The following is an 8,827-nucleotide window of genomic DNA, read 5'->3' as shown; positions in this document are numbered from 1 at the left end:
GAGCTTTTGTTGCCACATCTTGGGCCTGTTTTAATCCTGTATTAGAGTTTGCAAGATCATCTTGCGCCTTGTTTGCCGTATCTTGCGCTTGTTTTAGTTGTGTATTGGCAGCAGCAAGGTCGGCTTGAGCTTTTTGTGCGGTTTGAGTTTGTGAAGCGACTTGTGCATTGGCGGTAGCAAGGTCGTCCTGTGCTTTTTTAATCGCAGTGTTTGAGTCAGCTTGAGCGTTTGCTGCAGTATCTTGCGCTTGTTTTGCTTGTGCATTGGCGGCAGCAAGGTCATCCTGTGCTTTTTTAATTGCAGCATTTGAGTCAGCTTGAGCCTTTGTTGTTGTATCTTGAGTTTTTTGTAGTTGCGTATTGGCAGTGACCAGATCAGCTTGTAGTTTTGCTGCAGTATCTTGGGTTTGTTTTGCTTGTGCATTGGCAGCGGTGAGATCAGCCTGTAATTTACTTGCGGCGTCTTGCGCTTGTTTTGCTTGCGTATTGGCAGTGGCCAGATCAACTTGTCGTTTGGCTGCGGTATCTTGCGCTTGTTTTGTTTGTGCATTGGCGGCAGCAAGGTCATCCTGTGCTTTTTTAATTGGGGCATCTGAATCAGCTTGAGCTTTTGTTGCGGCGTCTTGCGCTTGTTTTAGTTGTGCATTGGCAGCGGTGAGATCAGCCTGTAATTTACTTGCGGCATCTTGCGCTTGTTTTGCTTGCGTATTGGCAGTGGCCAGATCAGCTTGTAGTTTTGCTGCGGTATCTTGCGCTTGTTTTGTTTGTGCATTGGCGGCAGCAAGATCATCCTGTGCTTTTTTAATTGCAGCATTTGAGTCAGCTTGAGCTTTTGTTGTATCGACTGTGCTTTGTGTGGGCTGTGTTACGGTTTGAGTTTTTGTTGCTGGTGTTGGGGCGGCTACTGAGGCTGGAGCGGGGGTTGGTACTGTGGCTGGAGCTGAGGTGGCTGCTGGTGAGGGGGTCGCCGGGACCGCGGCGGCTGCCTTTGGTTGCGCCGCTTGTTTTGCTGCAAGCGATGATTTTAATTGATCTAGTGCTTTAGTTTGAGTGTCTACAAAGGTGTTGGTTATGGTTACTGATTTATTTTGAATGGTAGCCTTTACTGTGGCAATTTTTTGACGCAATATATCGTATTTTTTATCAAGGGGATAGTTTGTTTTTATAGTATTTAATGCGGTAGTTGCTTGGTCTATATTTTGCTGCGTAATGGGCAGATTGTTTTTTTGTAAGGCATCAGTGGCATCATTAAATGATTTGGCAAAGGTGTTAAGCTGGATTTGATATTCGTCTGGCTGCATCATAGCAGAGGTTAGTTGTGGTAGAAATAGTAGCGCTGAAAATATGAGTGGAGATAGTATTTGATCTTTGAGGGAGAACGTTGGCTTCATAATCTTCCTATTTTCTTTAAAAATATTACTTTAGAAGCCATCATGCATCTTCTGCGTAATAATACGCAATATTTTTATTATTATCGTATGCCAAATGCGATGAGCAGATAATCTTTTGTTAGGAAGAAAAATAGTGCGCCAAACATGATGCCATCAAAGCGATCGAGTAGTCCGCCGTGGCCAGGAAGAAGTGTGCCGGAGTCTTTAATGTGTGCGCGTCTTTTAAGCCACGATTCAAACAAATCGCCGCATAAACTAAGAGCACAAATGATAAAGGTAAAGATTATAATGAATGGTGGATTCGTGGTGTGGCCAAGATACCAGAGAATGAGGAAAACATTGCAGTAGGTGATGAGCAATCCACCAAAAAATCCTTCCCACGTCTTGCCGGGACTGATTGTGGGTGCAATTTTGTGTTTGCCAAACCAAGACCCTGCAAAATAGGATCCAGTGTCGTGAATTGGTACGATGATGAATAAAAAGAATAAAAGTTCGTGATAGAGTTTATCTTGGTTCATGAGAATCATGCAGACAAACGGCATTATAGGATACAATGGCATAAGAAGCCAAAATGGTGCTTGTTTTATGTTGAGCAAGCGTGGCCATTCAACGATAAGAATAACTGCCAAAATACATCCGAGTATGAGCGAAAAACAAATCACCGGTAGTTTGAAAAAAATAACCCAAAAAAGAAAAGCAAGAATAGTACCGGTTATAATTCTCTGGGTCATTTGCTTTAGATGCTTCATTCTTTCTCGAATGCGTTGGGGATGTAGGTGATCTGTGGCATATTATTTTCTAACTGGACAAGTGCCACATCAAAGCGACATTCGCTATCTTCATACTTATTATATGCAAGATAGTGGGATGCGGTTCGTATAATTTTTTGTTGTTTTGAGTGAGTAATAACTTCCGCAAGGTCAAAATGATTATTTGTTCTCATTTTGACTTCAACAAAAATAAGCAGTGAATCTTTGCGGGCGATAACGTCTATCTCGCCAAATTTTTGTTTATAGTTGAGCTCCATGATGGCAAACCCTTTTTTGGTGAGTTGCAGAGCTACCAATTCTTCGGCTTGAGACCCAAGCTGTGTGTTTTTGTGCATTGCGCTCACTTAAAACTTTTGGATAAAGCTCTTTGCTTGAGGAGCTTGTGCCAACGCAATGGTGGCGCTATAGGTAGGGAATTTTTCCTGTAATTCGTTCACTTTTTGTGCAATAAGATCTTTATTGCCTTGCGTCTGTGCGAAGGTGATTTCGAGCGCAAGAAGTTGCGGTTCAAGGTCAGGTAACTTATCGGCATATTCTTTTCTTATGTTGTTCATGCGGTGTTGTGCTGCTTTAAAGCTACCGCGATTGCTGTAAAAGGTGGCTATGTTAATTTCGCTTTCGGCCAGGCGTTGGTAATATTGCTTCTGGATGGTTTCCACGTGTGCCTTATAGGTGGTGAAAATATCACCGCGCTCTAAGAATTTTTTGGTTAACTCTAGGGTTTCTTTGGTTTTTGATTGGTCGCGCACAGCGTCGAGTACGCCTTGTGATGTGCATAATATAGCTTGGTAATAAGCTCGTTCAATGTGTTCATTGCCCGGATAGAGCGCTATAAATTCATTGTATAGTTTTCCTGATTTTTCAAATTCACCTGCCTTGAATAAAAGATTGGCGAGTTCAAGAATCAAATCCTTGAGTTCGTGCATATCTTTGCACATAGGCACCATCTTTTCTGCATATTTAATTGCCAACTCAAGATCACCTTCTTTAACCTTGCGATCTTTAGTGGTAGCCAATTCTTCATACGTCATATCGCGGAAGGTGTGGCGCTTTGCTTTTTTTGTAGAGCTTTTTCGTTTTCGTTTATCAGATTGTGTTAATTTTATTGGATCGTGTACCTTTTGTTCTACAGCTTTTGGGGTTTGTTGCACGGTATCTTTGGGCTCTACGGCTGCGAAAGTTACTTCAGTTTGTGTGGTGATTTCATCAGATTTAATGGTGCCCATGTACGATAATGCTAGGCAACAGACAACTAAAAAAAGGTTTTGTATTACTATCATGGCATCCTCTGGCAATCATATGGTATACATTAGGATCATAAGGTAAAATTACAGTGATTTCTATGAGATTTCAGCATACATAATTATAGTGAAAAGAAAAGGTATCTCTAGGCCCTGTATACCACTTATGATATGTTGAGGGTGTTTTTAATGGTACATTAAGGAGCTTTTGGGAACAATTGCTCAGTGCATAGGAGACTATGATGATTACAAATGGTATAGGCGAAATTTTATTGGCAGCGGGTGTGATTACCCCAGAGCAATTACGTGATTGTCAGCAAACTCCTGGCAAGGCGGGCGAAACTTTAGAGCATTGTTTGATTGAAAAGCATGCCGTGCAACCTGAGGCAATAGCAAAAGCGCTGGCTTCTTATTTTTCTGTGGCTTATGTAGATAAAATTACTGACAAAATGGCTGATCTCGAGCTGTTGGCAAAAGTGCCTTTAAAGTTTTTACGGGACAACAGCGTAATGCCGGTGATGATTGATGGTCAGATAACCATTTTGATTAACAATCCTCTTAAATTTCAGCCTATCGATGAGCTTAATCTGTTGTTGGGTGGCAATGTCCCCTATGCCGTGGCGGTTGAAAAAGTGATTTTAGACGCTATCAATCGCTACTATCCTCTTGAAGGCGCCAAGCAGATGATGGAGGAGCTTGAGGGCGAAGATAAAGAGATTGGTGCGGTAGATTTTGAGTCTATTGAAGAAAAAGACATTTTGGCGATGGCCAGTGAAGCGCCAATTATTAAGCTGGTGAATCATATTTTGTTTCAAGCGGCAAAACGTGGCGCATCTGACATTCATATAGAGTCTTTTGAAAAAGAACTACGGGTTCGCTATCGTATTGATGGCGTTATGTATCAGGTTATGACACCACCAAAAAGAATTCAAGGAGCCTTAATTTCTCGTATTAAAATTATCGCCGATCTGAACATTGCCGAAAAACGATTGCCACAAGATGGTAGAATCGATCTTAAAATTGCGGGCAAGCAGATTGATATTCGTGTGTCGGTATTGCCAACGGTGTTTGGCGAACGTATTGTTATGCGTCTGCTTGATAAATCAAGAACCTTTGGCAAACTCAAGGATCTTGGGTTCAGTGAGCATGATCTAACATTGTTGATGCAAAACATTGTAAAACCCAATGGCATTATTTATGTGACTGGTCCAACTGGTTCTGGTAAAACATCAACACTCTATTGCATTTTGGGTGAGCTCAATACTCCTGACGTTAACATTGTGACGGTCGAAGACCCGGTTGAATATCAAATGGCTGGGGTTGGTCAGGTTGCCGTACGAGAAAAAGTAGGGTTAACCTTTGCGGCAGCATTGCGTTCTATTTTGCGTCAAGATCCTGATATTGTGATGATTGGTGAAACCCGTGACTCAGAAACTGCCCAAATTGCAATTCAAGCAGCTTTAACAGGCCATTTGGTGTTGAGCACTTTGCACACTAACAACGCACCCGCTTCGGTTACTCGTTTGCTGGATATGGGCGTTGAGCCATTTTTAATCGCATCGTCTGTGGTGCTGATTGTGGCCCAACGACTGGTGCGTAGACTGTGCGAAAAATGTAAGGTTGCTTATGTGCCATCAAAAGATGTGTTATTGAGCATCGGCTTGACAGAAAAAGAAATTAAAGGCTCTACGTTGTATAAGCCTGTTGGCTGTGAAGACTGCCTGCAGACTGGCTACAGAGGTCGTTTGGCAATATTTGAACTTATGACGATATCGCCCGAGATAGCAAAGCTTATTATGCAGCGCGCTGACACATCTTTGCTGCGCAAGCAAGCACTTGCTGAAGGCATGATTCTCTTGATTCAAGATGGCGTACGTAAAATTAAAGCAGGCGTCACTACTATAGAAGAAGTATTGTCCGTTGCAGCTATTGAGCAGGAGACTCTTGAGGTATAGTTGGTTATGCGTAAGCACTCAGGGTTCACTCTCATTGAGTTGATGGTAGTCGTTGCTATCGTGAGCGTTATTGCAGTGTTGACCTTTACTCAAGTACGGTTTCTCGATGGCGCACTCATGCGCGCCGAAGTTGATAAACTATACGGCATGTGCATGTACGCACAACGTTGTGCTATGTTGACCAATAAAAAGCAGGTTATCATCGTGGATAAAGCCGCAAAATCATACACCTATAATGGGCGTTGTGAGCGGCTGCCCGATGCTATTGATTTTGGCTTTATAGCGGGGGTCAAGGGTCCACCGTCAGACCCCCGCGGTGATATTACCTCGCCAATCACCTTCAAAGATGATCAGATTATTTTTAAGCCCAATGGCATTATTCAGCCGGGATCGATCTATTTAGTTGATACGCAAAAAAAGTCTATGTATGGCTTAAGTTCTTCTGTCGCTCAAGTTTCTTTCCTGAGAAAATATCGGTATGATAAGAAGTGGGGATTGCTATAAAAAAAGTGAGGTTATAGGTTAGGGGATAAGGGGAACGTCCATGATTAAAAAAATTATTTTTGCTGTGTTGCTTGGCTTTGTCGCCACCGTCGTTTTTGTACAAAATCATCAGTGGGTGCATGACCGCGCCGCTCAAAAAGTTGCAATAATCCTTGAGAGCATTGGCAATTGCACTGTCGAGTTTAAGGTGCAGCGCGTCAACCTATTCTCGCCGAGTGTGACTTTAGAGCAGGTCAAAGCATATCCCAAGTCCTTTAACGCTCAATTTTCTGACGCCGCCCCATGGAGTTGGGAGTCCAAAACACTCACGTTATCTTGTTCTTGGTTTACTCTGTTGTTTTATGGCATGGTTGGTTTGCATGTGCATCTTAAAGATCTTCAGGGCCAGACCATTATTGAGCAAGGTCGCATCGCCGTTGTCGAGCAGCACATTCGTGGCATGATTGAAGGTCCATCAGATGCGCCGGTATTTTTAAAATCACTCACTTTTGAAAAAGCACATCTTGTCGCTCGCTATCCTGATATTCATGTGGCTATGGATCTTGATTGGAGCAGCGAATCTAAAAATATGAATGGAATATTTAAAACAAATATACATCTGCACGATGGTGCTCTTACGTTGTATGAACGCACGATGATAAGCAAGCTCAGTGGTGCTGCGCATCTTGATATTTCAAGTCATCCAACGGGCTTACAAACACACCTCACCTTTGACGGTAAAACTGAGCTCGAGCAACTTACCATGAATAAAAAAACCTGTTTTTTGAATGGTGCATGGAATAATGGGCAAGGATTATTTACTCTCAAAAGTGCCGATCAATTATTTGATGCTGATGCAATTAAGGTGCGTTACGATAATGGCATACATCTTGATGCACACGCACGCATGCCGGCACGTTATCTGCTTGATGTGATTGACGCTTCATTAGGCTCTCTGCCATTGGATGGTTCGTGTGAAGTTGCGTTACAAGGTTTATTTTCTGCAGACCGCTTTGATTTGTCGGGACAATCAACCAGTGGCCCTCTCACTTATAATGCTCGTGCACTATGCGATACAAGCATGATTGCGTTTAAGAAAGAGGACACTATATTAAAAGGCACCTTGTCAGCGCAGCACCAATTATTGGGTGCTCTTGAAGGTTCTTGGCAGTGGGATATACCTCAAAGCAAAGGACATTGCATTCTGAGTAATGCTGGCGCTGTAAGCGTTCCAGATTTTCCCTTATGGTCACTTGCAGAGCATGCCATGAATGTGCGATTTGATCTGGATGAGCATCGGACTATCACGGGATCATATCGCGGTATTGCGCAGAGTGCTCTTCTTGATGCTCAGGTTGAATTGCGCGGAACATTGGCGCTCAAAAATGATTTGTTAGCTCTTGTGGGGCATTTGAATCGCAATGTGTATGAGCTCGCCTTAGTACTTCAGCCAACGTTGCGCTTGCAGCGATTAAGCTATAAAGATAGCAGTGGCAATGCGCTCATTGATCTTACTACCGATAAAGATGACCACAATAACTTCCAGGGCCCTATTAGTTTTGAATTGTTGCGTTTATTGGTCAAACAATTTTTGTCGTACAATCTTCAAGGAGAAGGGATACTCAATCTTAAGGGTTCATTAGCCGATAACCTCATGCATTTGAAAGGTCAGTTGGCGCAAGGCACCATTCGTCTGCCTGAAACATATAATTTTATCGATGGCTTTGATGTAGACATGACGGTTGATTTTGATAAAAAAAAAGTAGTGGCGCATCATGTGCATAGCACGTTGCATCGTGGTAACGCTACAGTAGAAAGGGCCGTTGCGTTATTTGATGATGCGTACAATCTGACGTATGCGTACCTTCCTTTAATGCTTGACTCATGTTTGTTGAATCTCAAGAAGGATTTATTTGCGGTAGTTTCTGGCGGCATGACTATGTTGTATGACGCCAAAGCCAAGTCTGCATTAACAGGACGATTGATTATTGATCGCTCGCAGCTTAAAGAAAATATTTTTTCTGATGCATTGCAAAAAAGTGTGCTTGCTTTCACGAGTGGCATGTTTGAAGCAAAAGGTTTTGATATGGCGTGTGATGTAACGATAGAAACAAGAAATCCAATTCGTGTCGATACAGCATTTTTTCAAGCACAAGCAAAAGCAACCGTGCATGTGGGCAACACCGTTATCGATCCAAAAGTTTCTGGGTCGGTGGAAATTCTTTCTGGCACCTTAGCATTCCCGTATAAGCCACTGACTATAACAAAGGGTCATATTTATTTACTACCCGACCAAATCAATGACCCAATAATAGAGCTTGTCGCAAAAAATAAGATTAAAAAATTTAATGTATCGTTGCATGTCAATGGCTCATTGCTCAACCACGACATTGCATTGGAGTCAACGCCATCCCTTACGGAAGAACAAATTATTGCGTTGTTGTTGGTTGGCTCACAAGAAGAATCGCTGAGCATTGTTATGCCGGCGTTGGTCATGCAAAATTTAAAAACCGTGTTTTTTGATTCTGAGCAATCACCATCGCGATTGAATAGCTTTTTTCAAAGTTGGTTGAAGCCACTCAGTAACATCCATTTGGTGCCCAGTTTTAGCGATCAAACAGGTCGTGGCGGATTGCGGGGGGCTGTTGAAATTGATATTAACGATCGTTTACGTGCGGTAGCGCAGCAAAATTTTAGTCTTTCAGAGGATACACGTTTTGAGGTTGAGTATTTGTTGTCTGACGATGTGAGTATACGTGGCATTCGAAACGAGCGGCGTGACGTGGGTGGTGAAGTTGAAATGCGATGGAAGTTTGGTTCATAAAAAATGATGCAAATAATTTTGAAAAAAAATACACATACCCTGCCGTCCTGCCTGAAGGTAGCGAGTAAAACGAGCGAACTTGAAGGGTGTTTTGAGGCGCGATAGATAGGAAGCTTGGTAAAAATAAAGACCCTTCAAGTTTGTCCTCATGAATTCGGACTACC

The 8,827-nt window shown here is 42.6% G+C and carries 7 protein-coding genes; 3 read left to right on the top strand and 4 right to left on the bottom strand.

Features of this window, described 5'->3' with window-relative positions; translation table 11 throughout:
• The 4 genes from NTX86_02860 to bamD form a co-directional block, all read right to left on the bottom strand.
• Positions 1 to 1,390: hypothetical protein (locus NTX86_02860; protein MCX5922242.1), on the bottom strand; the 1,390-nt coding region annotated here is incomplete at its 3' end.
• Between the two features lie 80 nt (positions 1,391 to 1,470).
• Positions 1,471 to 2,121, bottom strand: coding sequence for a phosphatidate cytidylyltransferase (locus tag NTX86_02855; protein MCX5922241.1), 651 nt, complete (start codon positions 2,119 to 2,121; stop codon positions 1,471 to 1,473).
• A 14-nt stretch (positions 2,122 to 2,135) separates the two neighbouring features.
• Complete coding sequence (locus NTX86_02850; GenBank protein ID MCX5922240.1) at positions 2,136 to 2,495, bottom strand: YraN family protein; 360 nt, start codon at positions 2,493 to 2,495, stop codon at positions 2,136 to 2,138.
• A gap of 9 nt (positions 2,496 to 2,504) precedes the next feature.
• Entirely contained in the window at positions 2,505 to 3,440 is a 936-nt protein-coding gene (gene bamD, locus NTX86_02845) for an outer membrane protein assembly factor BamD (protein ID MCX5922239.1), read from the bottom strand.
• Positions 3,441 to 3,640: 200 nt separating this feature from the next.
• Here bamD and gspE point away from each other — a divergent pair, with 200 nt between their 5' ends.
• Genes gspE through NTX86_02830 form a run of 3 tightly spaced genes read left to right on the top strand, consistent with a single transcriptional unit; the run spans position 3,641 to position 8,663 of the window.
• Positions 3,641 to 5,356 carry a type II secretion system ATPase GspE gene (gene gspE / locus NTX86_02840; GenBank protein MCX5922238.1) on the top strand — a complete coding sequence of 572 codons (1,716 nt, stop codon included), beginning with the start codon at positions 3,641 to 3,643 and terminating at the stop codon, positions 5,354 to 5,356.
• A gap of 6 nt (positions 5,357 to 5,362) precedes the next feature.
• A complete protein-coding gene (locus NTX86_02835) occupies positions 5,363 to 5,860 on the top strand; it encodes a prepilin-type N-terminal cleavage/methylation domain-containing protein (protein MCX5922237.1) in 498 nt (165 codons plus the stop codon).
• A 40-nt stretch (positions 5,861 to 5,900) separates the two neighbouring features.
• Positions 5,901 to 8,663 (top strand): translocation/assembly module TamB domain-containing protein, encoded by a 2,763-nt coding sequence (locus NTX86_02830; GenBank protein ID MCX5922236.1) that lies wholly within the window; start codon positions 5,901 to 5,903, stop codon positions 8,661 to 8,663.
• Positions 8,664 to 8,827: the final 164 nt, after the last annotated feature.

Source organism: Candidatus Dependentiae bacterium, from assembly GCA_026389015.1.
Taxonomy (GTDB): domain Bacteria; phylum Babelota; class Babeliae; order Babelales; family Vermiphilaceae; genus JAPLIR01.
Note: the sequence above shows the minus strand (reverse complement) of the source record. Positions and strands in the feature narration are given on the sequence as shown.

What these genes read in the sequence shown, in the direction of transcription:
- bamD (MCX5922239.1), bottom strand. Translation starts at nt 3,440, where the DNA reads ATGATAGTAATACAAAACCTTTTTTTAGTTGTCTGTTGCCTAGCATTA.
- NTX86_02835 (MCX5922237.1), top strand. Translation starts at nt 5,363, where the DNA reads ATGCGTAAGCACTCAGGGTTCACTCTCATTGAGTTGATGGTAGTCGTT.
- NTX86_02850 (MCX5922240.1), bottom strand. Translation starts at nt 2,495, where the DNA reads ATGCACAAAAACACACAGCTTGGGTCTCAAGCCGAAGAATTGGTAGCT.
- NTX86_02855 (MCX5922241.1), bottom strand. Translation starts at nt 2,121, where the DNA reads ATGACCCAGAGAATTATAACCGGTACTATTCTTGCTTTTCTTTTTTGG.
- gspE (MCX5922238.1), top strand. Translation starts at nt 3,641, where the DNA reads ATGATGATTACAAATGGTATAGGCGAAATTTTATTGGCAGCGGGTGTG.
- NTX86_02830 (MCX5922236.1), top strand. Translation starts at nt 5,901, where the DNA reads ATGATTAAAAAAATTATTTTTGCTGTGTTGCTTGGCTTTGTCGCCACC.